This is a genomic window from Pontibacter populi (assembly GCF_040278685.1).
In the GTDB taxonomy this organism is placed as follows: Bacteria; Bacteroidota; Bacteroidia; order Cytophagales; family Hymenobacteraceae; genus Pontibacter; species Pontibacter populi.
On sequence record NZ_JBEOKT010000014.1, the window covers coordinates 82,274 to 106,305 of the forward strand.

Below are 24,032 nucleotides of genomic sequence, written 5' to 3' on the forward strand. Positions count from 1 at the left end.
TCTATAGTTGTAAATGAAAAAAGCCTGCAATATGTGCAGGCTTTTGTAAGTTTGTTTGATAGCTATAGTTGCTGTTAGTGGCCGCGGCGCATGCCCGGACCCCAGCCACGGTTATTGTTTTCTTCAGGAGCTGAACCGCTTGCAAATTTCTTCAGGTTGTAAGTGAATGTAACCATAAAGAAGCGCTGCAACACCGTAGACTGCACATCCTCAATATAGTCAGTCTGGATGTTACGCTGCACACTTACGTTCTGGCCAAGTACGTCGTTCACGCTAAAGCTGATCTCGCCTTGCTGGTTCTTGAACACCTTCTTGCCAAGGCTCATGTTCCAAAGTACATAGCTCGGATCTACACCCTTCGATAAACCGGAATTGTACACGTGGTTCAGTTCGGTGCGGTAAACCAGGCCTTTCAGTAAGATCCAGTTGTAGCGCAGGTTGGTGTTTTGGGTAAAATAGTTGTTGTTCTGTGTTAGCAACGTGTTTTTTACGATGTTATAGTTGGAGTGCGACGAGATCGTGAAATCAACCTTCTCGCTGATGTTACTGCTGATGTTAATACCGGCACCTAAATTGGTTGTATTGGCATAGTTCACTTCCTCATCCAGCATACCCGGTTTGCGCTCATAACCTACCATACCGAACATGTTAAAGTTAGAGCTGATAAAGTTAAGCGGCTGGCCATAGTTCATGAACGAGCGCACATTATAGTAGCCATCCATGTTTACAGGGCGCGTTAAACGGGCACCAGGCTGTGGGTCGTATCCTTCTACAAAAGCGGCCGGAATATCCCTGGTGTAAACGCTGCTGGCTACATAATCCTGGGTGATGGTACCAAACATACCTACAAAGAATACGCGGTTGGTTTCAGCATTGAAGTTACGGTAACGGATATTGATCCTGTTCTGGTAATCCTGGTCAAGGGCAGGGTTACCGATTCTTAGCTGCGTTGGTCTCGAAATATCCAGTACCTGCTGCAGGTCTGTTACCGATGGCACGTTGGTGTTTGATCTGAAATTGATGCTCAGGTTACTTGCTTCTGAGAACTTGTACTCGAACTGCGCCGATGGAAGTACAGTATTGAATTCGCGCTTTAACGAATATGGTTTCGGGTAAGAAACATCACTCTGTAAAGAGGCGATCTGGTAGCGCAAATCTGCCTGGAATCTTGTTTTCTCGGTGCGGTACTGGTAGCTTGGGCCAAACGTCTGCGACAGGTAATCGCTTTTAAATGAATTGCTCAGCGGTGTGTTAGCTTTATTGTCATACTGACCGTCGCTTTCAATAAAGTCGTAAGTTCTTCTGTCAGAGTCATTGGCCTGGTTGCCTATGTTGTACTCCAGTTGCAGTCTTGAGTTTTCGCCCAAACGCTGCGAATAATCCACGTTACCGCTCCACGTCAGGTTTTCTCTGTCAAGCTTTATGAACTGGTTACGGTTCACATCTTCGGTTGGGTCGGTCAAGTTGTCTGTGTCCTCCAGCTGATAAGTCTCACCATCAGTGGTGTTATACCCTGTACTGAAGTTGGTGGTAAGGATGCGGCCAGAATCTCCGAAACGGTGAGAATAAAGTATGTTATTGTTAAAGATGATATTCTGGTTGTCGTTCCTGTTACGGCTTAACGATTGAGTCAGGGTTTCTTCCTGTGCGGTCTCCGCATTATCAATGGTATAGGCGCTGATGTTGTTTAAAGCATCTGAGTGCTGAACTGTAATGCTTGGCGTTACCAGCAGGCGGTTGTTCTCGTTGATGTTATACTGGAAGCGCAGGTTAAAACGGTGACTGTCGTCTATTTCGTTATCAAGGCTGTTCTCCAGGTAAGTAGTGTCAGTGTTCACGAAATCGCGGAAACGGTACTGGTCGTTGCTATTGTCAGAATTAGAGTAGTTATAGTTACCGCTTACTTCTATTTTCTTGCCCAGCATATCGTTAAAATTAATGCTGAACATATTTGTGGTACTTATGCCACTTGGTGCAGCGCCCCAACGGCCTCTGCGTCCACGCATGCCACCTCCCGGAGTTTCGCCTACCGAGAAATCAGACATGTTAATGTTGTTGGTAAGGCCTGTTATAGTTACGCGTCTTGGGCCGTTATAGTAGTTAATAGCTGCACCAACCATGTATCGTTCGTCGGTACCGTAACCAGCTGATATCTTGCCCATATAGCCCTGACGGCGATCTTTTTTAGTAGTAAAGTTCAGGGTCTTTACACGGTTTCCATCATCAAATCCGCTAAAAGCAGCACGATCGCTTTGGCCATCAAATACCTGCACACTCTCTATCATATCTGCAGAGATATTACGAACAGCTGAGCTCACGTCCTCGCCGGTGTAGCGCTTGCCATCTATCATGACCTGCTTTACTTCTTCGCCCTGCGCCTGAATTTTACCATCCTGTATAGTTACGCCCGGCATTTTGGTTACCAGTTCTTCAGCGCTGGCATCTGGTGCAGTTTTAAATGCTTTCGCATTAAACTGGGCAGTATCGCCTTTTTGTTCGCCCAGTGGGGCACGGCCTACTATTTCTACTTCGCCAATGGCTGTTGAGGCTTCCTCAAGGGTTAAGGCACCCAGGCTTATGGCCTTGCCTTCCATCTTCACATTTCTGCTGAATGGCTTAAAACCAAGGTAGTTCACTTTTATGGTATAGTCGCCGGTAGCTACGCGCTCGAACCGGAAGTTACCTTCCACATCGGTAATAGAAGCCACTGTGGCAGCAGTAGCGCTGTTGACCAGCAGTACGCTGGCACCAGGCAATGCCGAATTATCCTGGCCACTTTTAATAGCGCCTGTAATAGATGCACTTTGAGCAAATGCTCCTACGATGGTAAAAAGAAGTACCAGCGTGAGTAAAAACTTTCTCATTTATAAGTTTTGTGTGGGGTTATTGTGAGGTTTAGACAGGGCAGTGAGCAAATGGTTTAGTGTTCAGTTAAAATAATTGTTGTACCACTGATTCTTAAGATATTTTAATTAGGTTGTGGCTTGATGCTACTATAAATTCTGGACTTAATTGCACCTGCTACAGGTTACTTTCGTGGTTTTTGGGTATGAAAGAGTAATTTTGCGAAGAACATTTGCCAGTTTATCCAATTATCGAGCAACTGCCGTAAACTAAATCACTTACCAATACCGTTACTTTATTTTTTAACCGGCAGCAGCTGCTTTTCACCGTGAAAGACTTTTTCAGACGCAGAATAGTTCAACCCATCCTAAACATTCTAAAGCAAGGCATGTCGCCCCGAAAGCTGGCTGCTACGGTTGCTGTTGGTTCTGTTGTCGGCATTATTCCCGCTCTAGGTGTTACAACTATACTGGGTACAGCTTTAGCTGCACGTTTCAGGTTAAATATTGCTGCAACTGTATTGATCAGTTACCTGGTTCAGCCACTCCAGATTTTGCTGGTTATTCCATTTATCAAGCTGGGTATTTTCTTATTCGGGATGTCAGAGTTTCGGCTTACTATAGATGAGATGATGGATATGTTCCGGATGGATTGGGTAGGAGCGCTGGGCACACTATGGGTTGCGAACCTGGCCGGCATAGCTGCCTGGTCTATTCTGTCTTTGCCGGTCGGTTTTACGTTGTATTTCAGTTTCCTTCCTTTGTTTAATAGATTCCTGCCAGTTGCAACTGTGCCTGTTGAGGTTACTACTGAGTTATAGTTTTAAAGTTGACTTTTAAACACCCCTATAGTCCCCTCAAGGGGACACTCTCTGCTACTGCCATTTTATTATCTAAAGTTCTATTGTTGACGGTATAGCACGGACAGGTCGCGACCTGTCCCTACGGAACTATGACCACGATAAATGTCGAAGCTCACCGGTTCTAACTATAGTTTAGCGGTTAATATGAGAAACTTCTCAGTCTTTGGGTTGAGCGCCTTTGATTTGTTGCGGTGGCGCAGCCAACCCGAGGTAAGAGGGTAGCTTCAAATCAACAGCGCGATGCCCGAAGACGGGGCCTCCCGGCCGTGAGGGCACCAAAGCTGGATTGAAACTATAGGTAAGTAAAGCTCCCAGGATTGGAGGTAATTTGAAACTATAACTTGGTTCAAGTTGAAAGTCGATTCAACTATAGAACATTAGACGCCCCGGAACAAGGCCGGGATCTTCGACTAGCAAGAGCTGCGCATACTGCTAGGTCTTTCAATTATATGACACATAAGATCTCTCGGCTGACGCTCGGGATGACAAATGAACAGTCAACTATAGACACTATAAAACAAAACAGCCAGCTCTCTTAGAAAGCTGGCTGTTTTCAAAACGTTTTAACCTCAAACCTTATCAGGCAGACTCCAGGATCTGGAATAGCTCATCTAACTTAGGAGTAAGAATAATTTCGGTACGGCGGTTTTTCTGACGTGCTTCCTTTGTTTTGGCATCCTCTAACGGAACGTAAAGCGAACGGCCGGATGGCGTTACACGCTCTGGCGCAACCCCCGATTGTGTCAGGATACGCGTAATTTCAGTAGCGCGAAGTACGCTCAAATCCCAGTTGTCCTGCATGCCAACAGTGCCTCTTGCAATCGGAACATCATCGGTATGGCCTTCTACTACAACATTCACATCCTGCTGCTCTTTCAGTACCTGTGCCAGTTTTTTCAGGGCTTCAACACCTTTCGGGTCCACTTTGGTAGAGCCTGAGTTAAACAACAACTGCTCTGCCAGCGATATATATACTTTACCATTGCGCACCTGCACGGTCAGGTCTTTGTCGTTGAAGCCAAGCAGGGCATTGCTTACGCGGGCACGAAGGTTCTTCACGGCTTTCTCTTTCTCATCGAGTATGCGCTGCAGTTCAGCCAGTTTCTGCTCACGGGCTTTCAGGTCGGCGCTAAGCTTATCTATCTGCGACTTGCTCATGTTCAGGTTCTCGCCAAGCGTTTTACCTTCTTTCAGAGCCTGCTGCAAACTTGCCTGGTATTCTGCTTTCTGCTTTTCCAGGTCTGCACGTTCCTGCTCCAGTTGGGCTTTCTGGTTCTCCAGCGATGCTTTTTCTTCTTCCAGAGTACTCTTTTGTTCTTCCAGGCTGGCTTTGTCTACTTCCAGGGCATTTTTACGGGCCATCAGGTCGTCGTATTTCTTTTTAGAAACCACACACGACGACAAAGACATCGTTGCCGCCAACACAAGAACAGAAGCGCGTACAATTTTCTTTTTCATATGATCAGAACTATAAATTACAAACAGGTAACTGAACAAATATAGTAAATTATAGATAGTAACAGGCGGCCCGAGAAGGATTTACCCCAATTTTTAAATAAAAAAAGCACCCTCATCAGGTGCCTTTTCATATAAGAAGTTATAGTTTGATTATTCCGGCTGAACGGCTGTTTCGTTCTTATAGAAACCTTTAGGATCAGCCATTTTATCGGTTAACTGTAGCAGATAAGTATAATCTACGGCAGCCATGTTCAGTTCGCGGCCCTTGTGCAGGTAGGTCCAGGCCTCGCTATAGTCTTTGTTAAAAAACTTTACTTTAGACATGGTAAAGTAAGCAAATGCATTCTGGGCATCTGCAGCCATGGACTGCTCTACGTAAGTTGCCGCTTTCTTAAGTGATTTGTTTTTCGGTTTCAGCTCATACATGGCTATGTAGCAGGTTGCCAGGTCGGAGAGGAGCAGGGAATTCTTCGGTTTAAGCGCAAGTGCTTTTTCGTAATAACCAACCGCTTCTTCAGGGTTACCTTTAGCAACTGTTACTAACCCGAAAGCCCAGTGTGCATCGGCGTTATCCGGGTTCAGGAGCCAGGCCAGGTTAAAGCGGTACATAGCCGTATCGGTCTGGCCTTCGTTCAGGTATTCCCAGCCGCGCTCCATAAAAAAGTTGCTGGCCTCGGTGCGGGTTGTAAAGTTTTTGTCGCAGCTGCTCAGAAATTTCTCGTCTTGTAACTGTTGCGCCTCTGTTTTTACTACTTTACCAAACATTGGCAGCACTTTGGGGGCTGGCTTTTCGGTGGCATCCTGAGCAAAGGTAATGGTAGCGGCCAGTAAGCAGGCAGCTATAGTATAAAGTAACTTCTTCATAAACGGGTTAGGTTGATTTTGTTGAGCCGGTTAAAACTCCTGCATTAAAAATAGAAGTTTATAGTTGATTTAGCAAATCAGGCTGTTAGAGGTAACGATAACTATAGTTTAACTCTGCACCTTAAGCCAATAAAAATACTTGCGACAAATGTCGATTAATTATCGACAAGTTTCGTATATTTGACAAAAGCTTTACCTATGGCACACGCACTTACTACTTTAAACTATAGCCTGATCGATGACCGGGATATTTTCATGCTCATCAGCACGGTGCGCGAAGGTATCAAGTATGCCTCTTTCCAAACGATTGCCGACAAAAGTCCTTTTAGTATAAGCGAGTGGTCTAATTACCTCCATTTGTCGGAACGCACTTTTCAGCGTTATAAAAAAGAGAAACGCACTTTTGATCCGCTGCACTCTGAAAAGATACTGGAAATAACGCTGGTTTATAATAAAGGAGTGGAGGTGTTCGGTGATCAGGCTAATTTTGATGCCTGGCTGGAAGCTAAGAATGTAGCGTTAGGTGGCATCAAACCGAAAGAACTGCTGGACAGCACTTTTGGCATAGGCATGCTGCGCGATGAGCTTACCCGTATAGAGCACGGCGTACTGGCATGATCGTATACCGCTTGAGCCGCGCCAGGTTTGCAAAAGACCTGTCGGGAAAAGGGGCGGAGCTGGCTGGCGGCCGCTGGAACAGCAAAGGAACGCCTATGCTTTACACCAGCGATTCTATTGCGCTTTGCACTGTAGAAGTTGCCGTACACATGCCCCTCGGGATTGTACCCTTCGATTACCAGCTTATCCAGATACAAATTCCGGATGATATCGGGATAACTGAACTGTCCGAAGCGAAACTACCTACTGACTGGAAATCTTTCCCGCATAGTAATGCCACACAGGTTATCGGCGATGAGTTTATAGTTGAACATGAAAAACTTGTGCTGAAAGTACCTTCAGCAGCAGTGCAGGGCACCTGCAATTATCTCGTAAACCCACGCCACCCCGATTTTCCGAAAGTAACTATAGTTGGCATAGAGCCCTTTGAGTTTGATAAACGCTTGTTTGTAAAGTAACTTAGCTATAGTTAGACCTATAAATAATAGGTTTCTCCCATCTGGGCTATAGTTACCGGGAATTTTAGCTTATCTTTAATTTCCATGCGCAGAGCTTCGCTGGCCTGTGCCTCGCCATGGTTCAGGAAAACCTGCAGCGGTGTGTGTTTAAAACTCTGCAGCCACCAGAGCAGGTCATCCCGGTCGCCATGTGCCGACATCGAGCTTATCTGCCGAACCTCAGCCCGAACTTTATAGTATGCACCGTGTATCTTCAGTTCATCTGCTCCGCTGCTAAGCAAACTGCCTCGTGTACCAGGCGCCTGAAAACCTACCAGCAACACTGTATTTTTAGAATCGCCAAGCAAACGCTCCAGGTAATACAACACACGACCGCCGGTCACCATGCCGCTACCCGCAATCACGATCTTAGGGCCATGTGTATCCAGTACATGTTGCGTGTGTTCAAATTTGCGGATGATGTGGACGTTTCGCATCATGGTTTCGCACTCGGCACGGGTTAAGTTATGCCAATCATGGTAATGCAGGTACAAGTCCGATACATCAATGCCCATCGGTGTATCGAGGTAAACAGGAATTGGCGGGATGCTCTTGTCTTCTTTAAGCGTGTTAAGGAGCAAAAGCAACTCCTGGGCACGCTCCACGGCAAAACTTGGAATGACCAGCACGCCTCCTTTGTCGTAAGTATGGTTCACTACTTCTGTAAGCTCGGTGTAAGGCGAGATTTCGCTATGCAGCCTGTCGCCGTAAGTAGATTCCATGATCACATAATCTGCTTCACGAAGCCTTACCGGTGGGTCCATTAACAAAGGCTGGCGCTGCCCGATATCTCCCGAAAAAAGGAATGTACGGCCCTGACACTTCAACTCAACTATAGCTGAGCCAAGTATGTGGCCGCTGTTCCGGAAACAAAACTTAAAGTCTTCGTTTATGATCACCCATTCGCCATAGTTATGTGTGTCGAACAAAGGCATGGTGCGTGCAACATCGTCGAGGTTGTAAAGCGGTTTGGCCGGATGGTGGATGGAGTAGCCGCCGCGGTTTGCTTCTTCAGCATCTTCCATTTGTATGCGGGCACTGTCGTTCAGGATAATGCGGGTTACATCGCGGGTTGGTTCTGTAGCGTAAATTGGTCCGTCGAAACCGTTTTTTACAAGCACCGGCAGGTAACCACAATGGTCCAGGTGTCCGTGTGTGAGGATGATGGCATCCAGCTCTTCCAGTTTTATAGCAGGCTTCTGCCAGTTTAAAAGTCGCAGCTGTTTTAGCCCCTGGAAAAGGCCGCAATCAATGAGGATCTGGTTTTTAGCTGTTTTTAGAAGGATCTTAGAACCGGTAACTGTGCCGGCACCACCCAGAAATGTAAGCTGAATTGGAGCGGGATCTTGTAGCATAAGCCATTCGTTTCGGAAACTATACCCGGCAATCCAGGCCCGGGATATGCCTGTACGCTTACAAACTATAGTCTATACTTAAATCATCTTTGTAGTAATACACTACATTCAGCATAAGTGTTTTATACTAACTAAGTTAATACTAAATAAAGAGATAAGCTACATTATAGTTACGAGTAGATGGGGGCAAAAGCAAAGATCATCCGCAACTATAAAGTACAGATGATCTTTGGAAGGGTTTGAATATGTATAGTTAGAAACTACGTCCGCTACCCGGCAGATAGATCTGCAAACCAAGGCTCAGGGAAAGTCCGGTAGATGAATCGTTGCTTACGTCGATGTTGGCATTGCTTCGGATCAGATTTAAGGTACCTTCCAGAGCTACGTTAGAGGCTACAAAGTGCGCGTACCCAGCACCCAGCCCATACACCAGCGAAAAGACGGAGTCACCTTCACTGTCTTCTTCGGAGCTGCCTGCAAAACCAAAAACGGCTTCGCCAAACCAACGGTGTGTAGGCGCTGCACCTTCCGGAAAATAGTAACGGGCAAAAGGGGTAAGGCCATATCTGAATTCTTCGCCACCATCATAAATAGATAAGCCAAGTTGCACCTGGGCTCCCAGCACGGCATTATCGGAAATAAAGTAGCCCGCTCTTGGGTTAATATCGAGTGTAAAGGTCTCAGATTTAAAGTTGTGACCAATATTAGCGATACTGGCTCCGATCATCCAGTTGCCCTGTGCAATTGCTTCGCCTGCAACCGGCGCTGTGGTCTGCGGTCTGGTTATCTGCTCATCCTGTGCTGATGCAGTGAGATGAATTGATGCCATACATATCAGGAGTGTAAATAGTCTTTTCATAGCTTAAGGTTTAAATGTGTGCAATTAAATACAAGATTAACTATCTATAATACTAACGTTTACAGTGAGTTAATGTTTATTGCTTAACTAGTTTAAACCAAGGGTAGGCTAACTAATAGTACAAAAAGCCCCGTTCCAGTATGCCACCAAGGAGGTGAAAAGTGAAACTACAGCTCCTGTTAAGTTTTGGATGAACAGGTTCAAAACTATAGTTCCGCGAACTTACTTACTTACTTACTTACTTACTTACTTACTTACTTACTTACTTACTTACTTGCCTGTGGAGTGCAGGGGCCTTTGTAACGGATGAAGAAATGGATCCAGATGCTGCGGGATAGCTGGAAGGTGAGCGGCAGAAATATGATTACAGCAATTATTAACGCGATCAGCATCATGGTTAAGGTAACGTCTTCTGTAAACAAGCTTAGCAGAACCCAGACACCTATAAAAATGGCTGTGCTAAAAGCATAACTAACGAACATGGCACCATAGTAATAACCCGGCTCCGGTTCGAAATGCTGACCGCAGCAGCTGCATTGCTCGTTCATTTTTGAGAATTTGCGGTAATTTAGCATACTGCCTTTCGGGAACATATCTCCTTCGTGGCAGCGCGGGCATTTGGTGTTGAGTATACTATAAAATGCTGAATCTTTCCAGGCCATATCACATCAGTTTATCCATTACAAAATTACGGATTACATAGAGACTTTTTACTGCACGAAACCGACCAAATGCTGTACAATTTTACCTTGCAGGCTGTAAACTATACATACTCTTTCCGGAATTGCTCCGGCGTATAATTCGTTTTTTTCTTGAAGAACCTGAAGAAATAGGCACTCTCGAAATACCCCAGTTCGGCAGCAACCTGCGCTATCGTAAGATCAGAATGCACCAGCAATCGTTTTGCTTCCAGTATAATTCTGTCGTGTATCAGGTCTGTGGTTGTCTTCCCGAGCAGGCGTTTACAGTATTCGTTCAGTTGTTTAGGTGTAATGTGTAAGTTATCAGCATAAAAACTGACAGGCTGGTGGGTTTTATAGTTTGCTTCAATCAGCATTTCCACCGACTGTAGATAAGGAATGGGAGCAGTGGTGTTTAGATCGTCCGGGTAATCAAGTTGGTATAGTCGTGTCAGTTGTATCAGCAGCACATCGAGGTAACTGCGAAGCATGTCATCTTTAAGAAATTGCTGCTGCGCATATTCGGTTTGCAACTTTTCTATAGTTGGGAGCAGGTGGCTAAATGCAGCTTCGGATAAAAGCAGAGATGGGGAGCGCAGGGCCGCATGAAAGAACGGGAAACGGTGTAACTTCTGAATCGGAAAATCGAGGAGGTAAAAGTCCGGGCTAAAGAACAGTATAAATCCTTCTGTGTCGTTTGAAAGTTGCCAGCTGTGTACCTGCCCCGGGGTTAAAAAGAACACTGTGTTTGGTTTTACCGTGTATTGCTCGAAATCTATTGTATGAGTGCCGGTGCCCTGGCTTATAAATAGCAGAATGTAAAAATTGTGTTTGTGTGGTTTCTGTATAAAAAGGTGAATCTGTAAATGCCTGCTCAACCTGCTACAATAAAAGTACTGTTCCCGCTGCGGAGCAGGGTTAAAGTCTTTTATGGCATAGATTGGCAAATGTTTGTCGGGCATACAGTTTTATTGCTGGAACAGGCAGTTGGTTTATAGTTTGTAAATCAGATTTTACCTCGCACAGATTCCTTTATAAGCGCAATACTCGCAAACATCCGGATCCTGCGTTTTTCGGATCGGCTCATTCGGGTCAAGCATGTTCTGGATGATGCCGGTCAGTAGTTCTTCCGATGCAGTTATAAAGTCCTTCGGTTGACCATCATCTCCTGCAAAATTAAACTCCGACGACAGTACATTCTCTTCGATGTTCCGGAACGAGATAATGCCTGACCTGGCAACTATAGTTTCTGAATCAATTTGCTGGCTGCTGGTAATTATAGTTTGCGGTGCATCGCGTAACTGGCGTTGCAGAATGTACTGGTACAGCCATAGTTGGCGTGGCTTATCAAAGTCTTTGGTTTTAGATGATGGCGTGCGCAGGTCGTCGGTTTTAACCCGTAGCTTGCTTTGCTCAACCTTACCGGTCTTATAGTCTATTACCCTTATTTCATGGCCGGTCATATCAATGCGGTCGGCTTTTCCGGCTATGGTTACGTCCAGTAGTTCGTCGTTAACCTGTACCTTTAATTTGGCTGTAAGCGATTCTTCTAACCTGAGAATGTAAAGTGGCAGTTCGCTGGAGCTTTTGAGTTGTTTCAGGTATTTCTCCAGTACTTCGATGGCTACTTTCAGCAGCAGGTAGTTTAGGCCGCGATCAGTACTGGCACCACGCGTTGCCTGGTTAAAAGCAAGCTTGGTGTGGCCCGGAAGCTCGAGCAGCATCTGGTCAATGTCTTCGGCAACTATAGGCTGGCCACTCAGCACAAATGGCTTGAAAAAATCTTCCAACACCTGGTGCACTACAGTACCAAACTGGGCAGCATCTACCTGTTCTTCCACTTCGTCGGCTTCCTGCATTTTGGCTATGCGGCTGAAGTAATATTTAAGCGAACAGTTAATGTATGTGTTAAGGCTGGAAGGGTAGAGGCCGCGCTGCAGATCGCGTTTTATTTGCTCCAGCGTGGCGGTATCTTTTTGTATAACGATGTCATCATCATATTCCTTGGTGTCGGTCTGTTCCACTATAGCCGTCATGTCACGGAAAGTGATGTTGCGGTTGCGCAGGGCCAGGTCGTTTTGCAGTTGTAATATAAAACGGCTTTTCTCTCCCGAACCATAGGTATCCGAAGGCAGCACATACAGCAAGTTCACTCGCTTGGCGCGCTGCAGTAAACGGTAAAAGTTGTAGGCCATCGCGCCTTCGTTCTCGGCATAGGTTGGCAGCCCAAACTCCTTCAGTACATCAAAGGGCATCAGGGAGTTATGCTTTTTAGGAGCCGGCAGCGTATTCTCGTTTACTGATAAAATGATGAGGTTCTCAAAGTCCAGCGCACGGGTTTCCAGCATACCCATGATCTGCACATCTGAGATCGGTTCGCCGCTGAATGGCAATCGTGTCTGGCCTATCAGTTCATATAAAAACTTACGGAAACTACGTACCGATATTTTTTGATCGCGACAATCAAAAATGGTGTCGAGGCGCTTGATAATGGTGTAAAAGATGTAAAGGTATTCGGTCTCGATGGTGTTGTGGCCGTGTGTGTACACCTGTCGGAGCAGCTCTATCAGGTCGTACATGGCAACTATAATATCGTCGCAATCGCGCCAGGTTCGGAACAGCGTTTCGAACAGCGGGTGGTGCTGACCCATTTCCAACAGTTCCTGTGCCGTTATCAGTACCTTATTTTCAGAAACTATAGTATCCAGCACCTGCTGTATCAGCCCATGAAAAGCTTTCTGGTCGGGTTGCTCGTTCAGGTAGAGTTCGTAACGCCGGATGAACGGGTGCGTGAGCAGTTTGCTAACCGAAAGGTGGTGGTACTGATACACTTTGTAACCGCTTTCCTGCAGTTGGTTTACACCGGTAAGGTGCACGTCAAACAGCAGATCCACAAGGTTGAACAGGGGAGTGCCCTTAAAGCTCAGACCCATGGTTACGTTATAGTTGGGCACATCATCCGGAATGGAATGCAGCACAGGCAACAACAAGGTTTCGTCGGGTAATACGATAGCTACCTGCGCGTGCTTGTCCTGCTGGCGTATTTCCTGTAGCAACTGTCCGGCCAGTTTGCCCTGCATGCTGGCGTTGGCAACGCCTATCACGTTTATAGATTTGTCATCCGTTAGCAGCATGTTCTGTTGCCAACGCCATTCAGGTAACTTCCAGGTGTTTTTATACTTCCGCAGAAAGCTGCCGGCCCGGTTGGCCATGCCTTCTTCCATATAAAAATCATCGCTGTCGAAAAGTACTTCAGCTTTGTTGTGCTTCAGAAGTGCCTTAATGATCTTCTCTTCCGACTTAGTGAGTGCATTCAGGCCTATAAAGATGAACTGGTGGCAGGTGTTCTCCTGAACTATAGTTTCTATCTCAGTGGCCACTTTGCGGTAAGCCATGCCGGTGTAAGCCTGCTTGTTTAAGTGTAGATGCGCCTGAAGGTTATGGTAGGTCTTTTCGATATTCTCCCACAAACTAAAATACTTGCGCATGTCCTTCGACATGGTCCAGCCCAGGCTGCGGGGTTCCCAGCGCTCCAGGGCCTTTGCTTCGCTCAGGTAATCAAACAGCTTCCGCGTATCCACCATGTTCTGGTCCATCCTGCTGAAGTCATCCAACAACGTGCCGGCCCAGGTTACAAACTGGTCGAAATCCAGGGTCGGGTCCTGCTCGCGCATCAGGTCGTATAGTTCGAGCTGCAGGTTTATAGGCTCTACTACATCCACCCTGGCCATTTTGCAGATAAAGTCTTCCATCGATAAAACTTCCGGGGACCATATCGGGTCAATGGCAGCGTGGGCCAGCGCATTTTTAAAGAAAAAGCTTGCTCTGCGCGATGGCAACACAATGCACAGCTCGCTGATGTTCTCTTTATATTTCTCGTAAATGTATTTCGCGGTTAGCTCCAGGAAAGTCTGCACTGGCTTAATTTTGAATGACTGAATAACTGAATGAGTGAATAGGAACTAAGATTTTTAAGATGGAAGGATTTTAGGATTTTCATAAAGTGAAATACCGGGCAAAGTATGATTCATGTGTTATAATCCTGGTCATCCTGAAATCTTATGGATCTTAGTCTTAATGGATGCTTTCCGTATTTCCACTGGCATCGAGCGGTAGGAAAGGGTTGTAAGCAATCTCCCATAAGTTATCATCCGGGTCTGAGATGTAGCTACTGTAGCCTCCCCAGAATACTTTTTCGGGTTGCTTGAGTACGGTAACTCCTTTAGCTTCCAGTGATGCCACCAGTTCATCCACCTCTTTTTCAGACCGCACATTATGCGCCAACGAAAAGCCTCTGAAGCCTTTACCGTCGGCAGGTACGCCGGCGTCATCTGCCAAAGATTCCTGCGGGAAGAGGGCCAGTTGTATACCATTTAGCTGAAAGAAAAGAATGCTCTCGGTACTCGTTTCCAGTGGCTTCCAGCCAAAAATGTTGATGTAAAAGTCTTTTGACCGTTGCAGGTTTTTAACACCAAGTGTTACTAATGTTATGCGTTGTTCCATGGTTTACTTTCCCCTAACCCCTTCATGAAAACAGGAAGGGGAACTGGTGTTATGATTTAGTTTATTTATTCTTTCTTTTATTTGCTGGCGCAGGTTTGTATCCCGTGCCTTTAACTACCAACGCTCTTTCGGACATCCGTGTCCGAAAGCTATCTGCCGGGGATTTCCTAATCCCCGTGTTGCGAATAACGCGGACTTGGAAGTCCGTAGCAGAGTTGGCTCCGGACATAGATGTCCGAAACAGCAGATTGTTTAACTCAACCGGGCCAAAGGCCCAACTATAGTTCGACACGAGTGGCAGATCCCGGAGAATTTCGGGACGAGGACGCTCGCGCCATGAAAATCAGTGAGGTCTAAAGACCAACCCTAATTGCTCGGCAGGCTTGTCGCCGTATTGCCATTCCCTTACTTCCTGAGTGTCGAAATAATAGAGCACGCATTTTACTTTTTTATAGCCTAATTGCCGGAAACGCACAGCATAATGGTCTAATCGGTTGCGGTGCTCAGGCTCTGGTGGCGGCGATTTGAATTCTATCAGCACGACTGCCTCGCCATCAAACACAATGCGGTCAGGTTTGTACAGGTATGCGCGGGCATCGAGCACTTCTTTTTCCTGCTCTACAACTACTTTTTTTGAGAAGTAATAGGCCATTTTCGGGTGCTGCACGATTTCGGTTAGCAGGCGCAATAGTTCCGGTTTATCGCGCTCACTGATGATGCCCTCGTAGCCCATTTGCCGCAGCACCTGGTTCACCTCCGGGGCAAACGTAATGCGTGATAAAGCATAATGCAGTTTGCGGTTTACCTGGCGCTGGCGTTGTTGTGTTTCAAAATCGAAGACGTTATTGGCGTGCTGCTTTATTTTCAGGCGTTGTTCCCAGTCGGTTGTTACCAGGTGTGTCAGTTCAAAGGTACCTTCATCTTCTTCCGAACTATAGTTTTGCTTTTTGGCAGCGTTGCCTTTTGCGAGTTGGTAGCAGAATTTGCCAGGCTCCCATAGTTCCTTTTCCTTCAGATACTGGTATAGCAAATGGCTCACATTTTTTACCTGTCCATCCGCTTTCGGCATTTTATCTTCAATCAGCAGGTCTTTGGCATTACCAATTAAGTATAGCCTGTCGATGGGGCGGGTGAGGGCCACATACAACATGTTCAGGTTTTCGATAAAGGTCTTCTCTACCTCAGTTTTATACTGCTCGCCAAGTTCGGTGTTCTCCAGTTTAGAGCCCATGTTTACGGCTACGCTTCTTAATTTACCTGTATAGTTAACATTATCCGGCAACTGGCTCCACATCAACGATCCGCGCTTGGGTTCGGTGCTCCAGTCGGCAAACGGAATGATAACGACAGGGTAGGCCAGCCCTTTGGATTTGTGAATGCTGGTGATGGTAACGGCGTTGCGGTTTTTTGGCGTATTGATGCTCAGCTTTTCCTTTTGCATATCCCAATAGGCCAGGAAATTGTTAAGGTTATTGCTGTTCTTTAAACTATACTCCAGTACTAAATCCAGGAATCGGAAAATGTATTCACATTCGTTGTTATGGCCCAGTAAGTTAAAGATGCGGATCAGCCTTTCGGTCAGTTCGTAAATAGACAGATTGCCGGTATTGCGCTCGTCCAGGTCAAAACCCTGCTCTCTGATGTAATCATAAAAAGCGGCCGGGTCTGCAGTGTTGGCTATAGTTGCAATGCGCTGCGTTACTTTCACATCTGGCACTTCGTTGCGTGTAACCACGCTCAGCAGGTATAAGGCTTCCGATTTTGCCAGCGCATCGTTTGGCCGGTTAAACACCCGGAATAAAGCAATGATAAAGTTCACTACTTCGGCAAACTGCAGCGACAGCGAGTCCTGGGATATGATATCGTATCGGCGCTCTTTCAGGAAGTTAGCGATGCGTTTGCTGTTCTGGTTAGTGCGGCTGAGGATGGCAATGTCGCGTAGCTTGTAGCCATCTGACACAGCATTTTCCACAAGGTGCAGCACCATATTCAGCATGCCTGCGTTATAGTTTAACTCATCCGGGTGGGTATACTTTGGGTATAGTTCGTCGGTGCGGGTGCAGGTATCAAAATCATACTTGGTATTGCTGTCGCCGTCGTAGGTAAAAAGCACCTGTACATGTCCGCCGGTGTTGTTCGGGTCAGGTATTTCCTGCGTAAAGCCTTCGTCGTAGATAGAGGTGAACATCTCGAACTCGGGATGGGCCTGGCTGGCAAACGTAAAGATGTCGTTGTTGAACTCGATGATCTCAGCGCGGCTTCTATAGTTCTGGTTCAGGTTGTCGGGTTGCAGTACCTCGTTGTTAAGCGTGTGGTAGCGTTCCCGTATCAGCTCAGCGTTGCGGCGGTTCTGATATAGTTGGGCCGTGTTCTTTTTGTAGAGGTGCAGGATCTGTTCCATCTCGCCGCCGCGCCATCTATAGATCGCCTGTTTGGCATCGCCCACCACCATGCTGAAGTGCCCTGATGAAAGCGCATTCTCTACCAAAGGTAGCAGGTTGTTCCATTGCAGCACCGAGGTATCCTGGAACTCATCTATCAGGATGTGATTATACTTCTCGCCCAGACGCTCATAAATAAAAGGCACCGGTTCCTTCAGCACGATATCAATAATGCGCTTGTTAAACTCCGATATGTGAACGGTATTCTTATCCAGTTTTATTTCCTGCAGGCACTTCTCCAACTCGTTCAGAACTGATAGTTTATACAGGTGCGGAACTATAGCGTTGAGCAAAGTATACATACCGGCAAACTGCTCTTTCCGGTTTTCAAGCTCCAGGTATAGTTCAGCTAACTGGTCTTTAATGCTATCGATCTGGCTAACTATAAAGCTGTTCTTTTTGGCCGTAGCGCTGTACCAGCTATCGTTCTCCACAGTTTTGCGGGCGTTGCTGTTGCCATAGTTCAGATCTATAGTTTTCAGCCAGCGGAAGAAGTAACCGTAAATGCCGTTCTTGCCATAAGACAGGTCGCCAGCATCGAGGTTGGCTTGCTCGATTAAAGCTACAGCCTGTGTGGCGGGCTCAACTATGGCGGCTTCAATGTCTTGTTTGGTCTGGCGCAGTTGCTGGTGCACTTCCCTGAAATCTTCCAGCGTAAGCGTCTGCAGGTCGGTGATGGCTTCGTATACCTGTTCGTTCAGCAGGTTTTTGGCAAAGTCGGCCAGTTCTTCGGTTAGCATGCTCCAGCTGCGGCCCTCGCTTGCTTTCTCCAGTATAAACTGCTCCAGGGTTTCGGTCAGCAGGTCTCCTTTTTCATCTTTCACCTTATCCAGCAGCAGCGATACGGCTGTGTTCAAAAGCGTATTCGAATCCAGGTCTACTTCAAAGTTGTGGGGTATCTTCAGTTCACGGGCAAAAGCCTGGACGATCTTGTTCACAAAACTATCAATGGTACTTACACTAAAATCGGCATAGTTGTAAAGCACCTGTTTAAATACAAATCCTGCACGTCTTCTTATCTCCTCTTTGTCAAGGTGCTGTTCCGGGTGCTCTTTCTGTAGTTCGCTGGTTATAGTTTCGAGCAGGTTCTCGCTTTTGGCTTTTGCTTTTTCGGATATAGTATCGTCGTTAAAGCCGCGTAAGGCGCCCAGTATGCGCTCCTTCATTTCGGCGGCGGCATCGTTGGTAAAGGTAATGGCCAGTATGCTTCTGTAATAGTCGGGGTTAGGGGAATGTAGCGCCAGTTTCAGGTATTCTTTGGTTAGCGCGTACGTTTTGCCTGACCCGGCAGAAGAAGAGTATATTTTAAAAACAGATGCCATTGTGTGCAGAGTATAGCCAGCCTTAAAGATACACTTTTGCCTGCCCGTTTGCCAGTGTTTGTAAGCTTGTAAGTAAAGTAAATCTCTATGCTGTTGGTAGTAAAGGCCTAAAATAAAACAGGCTGCCTGTAGGGGTAGGCAGCCTGTTTTATTTTATAGTGTTGTAGAGTCTATGCAAATGCTGGTTCTTCAATACGTTCTTCAGCTGTTTTTGCAGGTATGGCGCTGTTGGCACATACATGGAACATAATGCGGGCCATCGAGATCACGTATTCAGAAATGATACAGTGCTGTTGCTCCAGGCCATTTAATACTTTGCTGCCACCCAGGTTAAATTTACTTAACTCCAGTACCTCATCAAAGTTCTGGCGCAGCATCTTAAGTGCTTTAAAAGATGGTTCGTTATAGTACATCGGGATAACCTGGCAAACCGCGTAGCTACCTTTTGCACGTTCCTGTGCTATCATCTGGCACAACGATTCGGTATTTACTTTATCCAGGTCAGAGATAATAACAAAGAAAACGCTTTTCTTGTCAGTTGTAGCAGCCTTGCGGGCCGGCACACTGCCTACCAACATGTTACGGCTAACGGAAGAGCCATGCACAAACGCTTCATCCTTCAGAATTTTGTTGTGAATTTTAAAAGCCAGCGCACCAGAAGCAATTAGATTAAAGTCTTTGCCTTGAGTTGAGATTTTAGTAAAATGTAACATAAGTAGAGGACTAAGGGGTTTAAGGTTTTGTTTAATTGATTTTCAGTAAGCGGTGTAATTTTACACGTGCTCATTAGCTTCTGTTCAATAAGGCTTGTAGGTAAGTGGGGCAGGGGTACCGGGGTTAGGTACTAATTACTTTGGCATAAGGGTTTGTAGTTTTGGGTTTCGGATTTTGTATACTACGGCACTTTGTTAAAAATAAATGTTTAAATATTTAAATTGATGGTGAATGTATGCTCTAAATGGGTGAATTGGCTATATTAACGTGTGGCCTATAAAAAGGTTGTACCTAAACAATTTAAAAAGTAATAAATTTTAATTAAATATTTACATGTTATACTCCATAGTACCAGCTAATGTTACAACAGCAAGTATAGAATAATCCTAATATTTGATGTTTAGACTTATGAGCTGGGAAAAGGGCAGGTTTAAGGAATATTAGTTTATGATGTAAAATCGTCGTACCTTTGCACCCGATTTGGAATAAGTCTGATTTACTGGTATAACTGGCAACGCCACAATTGGATAACCTTTATTTTTTGTTTTTCGATACGTATCATAGGGATAGGTAAAAACAGGCTGCTCCAGAGAGTTATACAGTAATTAAAAATTAGATGAACAAAATCAGATTTGACGAGCTTCCGCTTTCGCCGGAGGTTCAGCGTGCTATCGCAGACATGGGCTTCGAAGAGGCCTCCCCAATCCAGACAGAAGCAATACCAGTTATTATGGAAGGCCGTGACATTATTGGTCAGGCACAGACAGGTACAGGTAAAACTGCCGCTTTTGGTATTCCAACTATAGAAAGCATTGATGAGAACGACCGCAGTGTACAGGCGTTGATTCTTTGCCCAACCCGCGAACTGGCTATCCAGGTAGCCGGAGAGATCCAGAAATTAATTAAGTATAAGCCAAACATCAGCATCGTTCCTATTTACGGTGGCCAGGCTTACGACCGTCAGCTGCGTGCCCTAAAGCAGGGTGTTCAGATCGTGATCGGTACGCCGGGTCGTGTTATGGACCACGTTGAGCGCGGAACTTTAAGACTTGACAAGATCCGTAAGATCATTTTGGATGAGGCAGATGAGATGTTAGACATGGGCTTCCGTGACGATATCGAGTTTGTATTGAGCAAGATGCCGGAAGAGCGCCAGACGATATTCTTCTCAGCTACCATGTCTAAGCCGATCATGGACCTTACCAAACGTTACCAGAATGATCCGGTGATTGTAAAAGTGGTTCATAAAGAGCTTACCGTAACCAACATCGACCAGATCTACTTTGAGGTGCGTAACAGCATGAAGCAGGAAGTTCTGTCGCGCGTGCTGGATATGTTCAACATGAAGTCGGTTGTTATCTTCTGTAATACCAAGCGCATGGTGGATGAACTGGTAACAAGCCTGCAGAGCCGTGGTTATTTAGCCGATGCCCTGCACGGTGACCTTAACCAGAACCAGCGTTCTAATGTTATGGGCAAGTTCCGTAACGCACAGCTGGAGATACTTGTAGCTACTGACGTGGCAGCCCGTGGCCTGGATGTGGAGAACGTAGAAGCCGTATTTAACTACGACCTGCCACAGGACGAAGAAGCTTACGTGCACCGCATTGGCCGTACTGGTCGTGCCGGTAAATCAGGTAAAGCGTTCTCTTTCGTATCAGGCCGTTCGGATATGTACAAGCTGAAGGATATCATGCGCTATACAAAAGCCAATATCCAGCTGCAGCAGGTACCTACTTACGAAGATGTGAATGAGCTGCGTACCAACATGTTCCTTGAAAAAGTGCGTGAAGTACTGGAGAAAGGCAACCTGACCAAGCATATCTCAACTATAGAAAAGCTTGTGAACGAAGACTATACTTCGCTTGAAGTAGCAGCTGCGTTGCTTAAAATGACACTTAAAGAAGCGAAGGTTAAAGAGGCTGGTAAAGAAGCTGAAAAAGGACTTGGTTTCTCTAAAGAAGGTTTCGACCGTCTGTTTATCACGATCGGTAAAAAAGACCGTGTGCACCCGAAAGACCTGATCGACCTGTTAGCTGCTAACTCTGATATTCCTGCTGCTAAAGTTGGTGACATCGACCTTTACGATAAATTCAGCTTTGTGGAAGTGCCTTCAGAATACACGGCCAACATACTTGAAAAAGTAGGCCGTATTGAAGTGGATGGCCGCATGGTTGTAGTTGAGAAGTCTGATAAAAAAGGCGGAGGTAAAGAAGGCGGTGAACGTGAAGAGCGCGGTGGTAGAGGTGGCAGCCGTTTCGGCGGTGGCGACAGAGACCGTGATCGTGGCGACCGTGGCGGCAGCCGATTTGGTGGCCCACGTGGTGGCGGAGATCGTGACCGTGGTGGCGACAGAGGTGGCAGCCGTTTCGGTGGTGGCGACCGTGACAGAGGCGGTGACCGCGGTGGAAGCCGTTTCGGTGGCGACCGTGGCGGTGACAGAGACCGTGGTGGTGAAAGCCGTGGTTTCCGTAGAAAAAGATTTTAATTTGGGGTAACTCTCGAAAAGGAGCTACCGTATAAATAACCATACAGCTTTAGAAGCTTAAAAACTTCATTAACTGTTTAGAATAAGCCGACTTGAAACGTCGGCTTATTTGCTTTTAGGCCTGTCTGAAAATATTTCAGAATATTTTCTGCAAACTATAACCTTCGGGTTAGGCAGGGCGTAAAAGGTGTATCATAAAAAGGTTGGAAGATTACCTAATTGCTCACGCAGTTAGATATAAGAAGGGTTACATCAGACGGATGTAACCCTTCTTATTTTTTATGCCTATAGTTCCCGCCCATTCAAATCTTCAGGAAATAAACTATATTAGTGCTGTACTATGTACCTGGTAACTGACTGCATTTACCAAACTATAGTTTATGATCAGTCATCAACACTCTACACATAGTGCAGATAGTAGGAGTAGATACTCCTGTTAGCAGATAGTTGTGGTTAATTAATAATTATGAAAAAGAGAGTACAGGTATTTATAGCAGCTGGTATACTTGCTTTTACAAGCTGTGCTCCAGCAAACGAGATTGCATTTATTAACGAGAATAAAAGCTTTGCAATTTTCCACAGAACAAGCGAGAGAGTGATTCTTGGACACGGCGGCAATGTATTCTATAGACCAATTGATTTATACAGAGTAAATTTTAAAAACCCGGGACAAAATAAGTACGACTACAAAGACATTTCCATTAGCAATGAAAGTGGAGATATTGAACTTGTAGACGGTTACCTTGAATTCACAGCTGATAACAAAATTGAGATTGCACTATCAATGAATGAAGATGGCATGACAAAGAAACTTCCTATAAATGGACTACACAAATTGAAAAAATAACCTACCACAACACAGCACAGGCAGCATGTTCGGCTAATGCCTCACCCGTTGCCTGTACGAGACCGTTGTGCCGCATTTCTAATTATTAAAATGACTTAAATTCAAATGGAGATAGTGTTAAGAAAAAAGATTAGTTATAGTCTCACATACATTATCATAATTGTTGGAATAATTTATCCATTGCGTTATGCTCCTAATACTTTCTTGCTAGCAATTGGTGGCTTGGGAGCTGTAATATGGTTTGTGCAAATAATTACTAACCTTATCAAAAGAGACTATATCATATTTGATGGAGAGCAGGTAACCATTAAAGATGGCTTTCGCAAGTGGACCTTTAGTCAAACCGACATTGATTATGTTGTGATAAACTACACTCCCTTCACTAACACATACTTTAAATTAAAAAACGGTAAGAAAAGGCCGTTTGATCCATGGTGGCTTAACAAAGAAGACACAGATAAACTTCACCTTATTTGTTCAAGAATTGAATTTAAGTAAAACGAAGCACAACAAGGTTTATACCCAATGTTTCGGCTGACTGCCTCGCACAAGGTATACACAAGACCGTTATGGATAATTAAATGATATATGCACAACTTTGAAGAACTTGTTGAAATAGGAACAGAATTCACACTAAAAGCCCTAAATGAGACTTTTGGCAAAATAGAACAAGAACTTCATTTAAGTGCCCATACTCCATTGGTCAAAGGAGTTCAAATGATACAGTTACAGAAGGCAATACTTGCAACTGGCATGTATTCTATGTTTGAAGCAGAACTACAGAATTCATTAGCATGTAGTGATGGATTCAAAGAAGCAAAAAAGATTCTCCTTCAAAAAGGAGAAACAGATTTAGTCGACCGTTTCAATGCCTTTTATCTTGCTATCAATGTACTAAAGCATGGCAAGGGTTCTAGCTATAATGCTGTTGTAGCCAAATCAAAAGATCTACCCTTTAAATTGAAGCTACCAACCGAATATTTCTTTGATGAAGGTGACATTTCTGAAGTTTCAACGCTAGTCGAAGTAGATGATGATTTTGTTTTAAACTGTGCTGAATTAATAAGAAAAATTTCAGATATACTTAAATCAAATTAACATTATCACAAGCCTCGCGCCTTTATTGTTCGACAAATACTGCAAACTGTCTCAGCAATAGCCTAGCCTAAGATCTTTGCAGAAATAGAAAATTCTAGAAATGGAAACAAGGAATTTAAAAGATAGCGAACAAAATCTTATAAAGCACCTTATAAGAATTTCGAATAAGGAAGGCACTTTTGATATTCCTGAACTGGTTGAAGATTTAAAAGATGGTAAAATGGGAAGTATCCGATTTGTCAGCAGTGAGCCTGACAGAACATATTCTTCAGACCTTGTACAGGTTGAATATATAGACGAAGATAATGTTCCTGTAATAATCACCTTGACCATAGACAACCATCAAAAATTTTATGAATTAGAGTTTTGGAAGGTAGATTTCGAGAAGCTTGTTCGATACCCAAGACCTAACGAAGTAACAGTACCCAATAGTTAAATAACAACTTCCCATAACCCTGCACAGGCTCCATACTCGGCTGCGCCTCGTTCACAGCCTATACTAACCGTTGTGGGGCATTTTAAATATATAAAATTGAAAAAATATCTAATCCTGATTTGTATTGTGCTATTATACAGTTGCCA

19 protein-coding genes are annotated in these 24,032 nt (G+C 45.1%); 8 read left to right on the forward strand and 11 right to left on the reverse strand.

Annotated features, from left to right (window positions below; genetic code table 11):
- Positions 1-74 precede the first annotated feature (74 nt).
- Complete coding sequence (locus tag ABS362_RS14715) at positions 75-2,864, reverse strand: outer membrane beta-barrel protein (protein ID WP_350413256.1); 2,790 nt, start codon at positions 2,862-2,864, stop codon at positions 75-77.
- 308 nt (positions 2,865-3,172) lie between these two features.
- Between ABS362_RS14715 and ABS362_RS14720 the strand changes: the two genes are divergently transcribed.
- A complete protein-coding gene (locus ABS362_RS14720) occupies positions 3,173-3,664 on the forward strand; it encodes a DUF2062 domain-containing protein (protein ID WP_350413257.1) in 492 nt (163 codons plus the stop codon).
- 621 nt (positions 3,665-4,285) lie between these two features.
- Here the strand turns inward: ABS362_RS14720 and ABS362_RS14725 are convergent.
- A complete protein-coding gene (locus ABS362_RS14725; RefSeq protein WP_350413258.1) occupies positions 4,286-5,164 on the reverse strand; it encodes an OmpA/MotB family protein in 879 nt (292 codons plus the stop codon).
- Between the two features lie 150 nt (positions 5,165-5,314).
- A complete protein-coding gene (locus ABS362_RS14730) occupies positions 5,315-6,028 on the reverse strand; it encodes a tetratricopeptide repeat protein (RefSeq protein WP_350413259.1) in 714 nt (237 codons plus the stop codon).
- 198 nt (positions 6,029-6,226) lie between these two features.
- On the opposite strand from ABS362_RS14730, the gene ABS362_RS14735 reads away from it, so the two are divergent.
- Entirely contained in the window at positions 6,227-6,646 is a 420-nt protein-coding gene (locus tag ABS362_RS14735) for an Xre family toxin-antitoxin system antitoxin (protein ID WP_162426505.1), read from the forward strand.
- Positions 6,643-7,104 (forward strand): RES family NAD+ phosphorylase, encoded by a 462-nt coding sequence (locus ABS362_RS14740; protein WP_350413260.1) that lies wholly within the window; start codon positions 6,643-6,645, stop codon positions 7,102-7,104. The genes ABS362_RS14735 and ABS362_RS14740 overlap by 4 nt, the downstream gene beginning before the upstream one ends.
- A gap of 17 nt (positions 7,105-7,121) precedes the next feature.
- Here ABS362_RS14740 and ABS362_RS14745 read toward each other — a convergent pair whose 3' ends face one another.
- The 8 genes from ABS362_RS14745 to ABS362_RS14780 form a co-directional block, all read right to left on the reverse strand.
- Positions 7,122-8,498, reverse strand: coding sequence for an MBL fold metallo-hydrolase RNA specificity domain-containing protein (locus ABS362_RS14745; RefSeq protein WP_350413261.1), 1,377 nt, complete (start codon positions 8,496-8,498; stop codon positions 7,122-7,124).
- A gap of 253 nt (positions 8,499-8,751) precedes the next feature.
- A complete protein-coding gene (locus ABS362_RS14750) occupies positions 8,752-9,357 on the reverse strand; it encodes a hypothetical protein (protein ID WP_350413262.1) in 606 nt (201 codons plus the stop codon).
- A 266-nt stretch (positions 9,358-9,623) separates the two neighbouring features.
- On the reverse strand, positions 9,624-10,019 hold the full coding sequence (locus ABS362_RS14755) for a DUF983 domain-containing protein (protein ID WP_350413263.1): 396 nt from the start codon (positions 10,017-10,019) through the stop codon (positions 9,624-9,626).
- Between the two features lie 101 nt (positions 10,020-10,120).
- Positions 10,121-10,999: a helix-turn-helix domain-containing protein gene (locus ABS362_RS14760; protein WP_350413264.1), complete on the reverse strand. Its 879-nt coding sequence runs from the start codon at positions 10,997-10,999 to the stop codon at positions 10,121-10,123.
- A gap of 51 nt (positions 11,000-11,050) precedes the next feature.
- On the reverse strand, positions 11,051-13,954 hold the full coding sequence (locus ABS362_RS14765; protein WP_350413265.1) for a PD-(D/E)XK nuclease family protein: 2,904 nt from the start codon (positions 13,952-13,954) through the stop codon (positions 11,051-11,053).
- 157 nt (positions 13,955-14,111) lie between these two features.
- A complete protein-coding gene (locus tag ABS362_RS14770; RefSeq protein WP_350413266.1) occupies positions 14,112-14,540 on the reverse strand; it encodes a VOC family protein in 429 nt (142 codons plus the stop codon).
- Positions 14,541-14,883: 343 nt separating this feature from the next.
- Positions 14,884-18,303 carry a UvrD-helicase domain-containing protein gene (locus ABS362_RS14775; protein ID WP_350413267.1) on the reverse strand — a complete coding sequence of 1,140 codons (3,420 nt, stop codon included), beginning with the start codon at positions 18,301-18,303 and terminating at the stop codon, positions 14,884-14,886.
- Between the two features lie 170 nt (positions 18,304-18,473).
- Positions 18,474-19,016 (reverse strand): hypothetical protein, encoded by a 543-nt coding sequence (locus tag ABS362_RS14780; RefSeq protein WP_350413268.1) that lies wholly within the window; start codon positions 19,014-19,016, stop codon positions 18,474-18,476.
- Positions 19,017-19,633: 617 nt separating this feature from the next.
- Here ABS362_RS14780 and ABS362_RS14785 point away from each other — a divergent pair.
- The 5 genes from ABS362_RS14785 (at position 19,634) to ABS362_RS14805 (ending at position 23,886) form a co-directional block, all read left to right on the forward strand.
- Positions 19,634-21,505 carry a DEAD/DEAH box helicase gene (locus tag ABS362_RS14785; protein ID WP_350413269.1) on the forward strand — a complete coding sequence of 624 codons (1,872 nt, stop codon included), beginning with the start codon at positions 19,634-19,636 and terminating at the stop codon, positions 21,503-21,505.
- Between the two features lie 466 nt (positions 21,506-21,971).
- On the forward strand, positions 21,972-22,352 hold the full coding sequence (locus ABS362_RS14790; RefSeq protein WP_350413270.1) for a hypothetical protein: 381 nt from the start codon (positions 21,972-21,974) through the stop codon (positions 22,350-22,352).
- A gap of 105 nt (positions 22,353-22,457) precedes the next feature.
- Positions 22,458-22,850, forward strand: a complete 393-nt coding sequence (locus tag ABS362_RS14795) for a hypothetical protein (protein ID WP_350413271.1) — start codon at positions 22,458-22,460, stop codon at positions 22,848-22,850.
- 90 nt (positions 22,851-22,940) lie between these two features.
- On the forward strand, positions 22,941-23,450 hold the full coding sequence (locus ABS362_RS14800) for a hypothetical protein (RefSeq protein WP_350413272.1): 510 nt from the start codon (positions 22,941-22,943) through the stop codon (positions 23,448-23,450).
- 100 nt (positions 23,451-23,550) lie between these two features.
- Entirely contained in the window at positions 23,551-23,886 is a 336-nt protein-coding gene (locus ABS362_RS14805) for a DUF6984 family protein (protein ID WP_350413273.1), read from the forward strand.
- Positions 23,887-24,032 lie beyond the last annotated feature (146 nt).